Source organism: Haloflavibacter putidus, from assembly GCF_006546625.1.
In the GTDB taxonomy this organism is placed as follows: domain Bacteria; phylum Bacteroidota; class Bacteroidia; order Flavobacteriales; family Flavobacteriaceae; genus Mesonia; species Mesonia putida.
This window is the reverse complement of sequence record NZ_VIAR01000036.1, coordinates 1-518: the sequence shown is the minus strand read 5'-3', so window position 1 is coordinate 518 and position 518 is coordinate 1. Positions and strand designations below refer to the sequence as shown.

1 protein-coding gene is annotated in these 518 nt (G+C 38.6%); it reads left to right on the top strand.

The genetic code is table 11. From position 1 onward, the window contains the following. On the top strand, window positions 1-505 hold a 505-nt coding region (locus FKR84_RS13235), incomplete at its 5' end, for an integrase core domain-containing protein (protein ID WP_141422540.1). Between the last annotated feature and the right edge of the window lie 13 nt (window positions 506-518).

Below are 518 nucleotides of genomic sequence, written 5' to 3'. Positions count from 1 at the left end.
GACCGATGTCCTGGAGAACAAGAGGCGATTCAGATCCTTCAACATTATTGATGACTTTAACAGGGAAGCCTTACATATTGAAGTAGATTTTTCCCTTCCCAGCAACCGTGTGGTCTGGGTGCTAAACCATCTGATAAACCGCAGGAAAAAACCCAAGAAAATAAGGATGGACAATGGTCCCGAGTTTATTGCACAGCTTACGGCAGAATGGAGCAAAATGCATGAAATAGAGTTCCAATATATCCAACCGGGCAAGCCAACACAAAATGCGTTTATAGAGCGTTTTAATGGTTCTTATAGAAGAGGGGTGCTCAATAAATACGTCTTTGAAGATATCGATCAAGTAAGAGAACAAACACAAATATGGATGTACGATTATAATAATCATAGACCTCACGACGCACTAGAAAAAATGTCCCCGGTAGCATATGCAAAAAAATATTCTTCTGGGGCTAGCCCCAGAAGAATAAAAAATAATAACTTTATCGAAGTTTTAGAAAAATGAACAGTTCTAATTA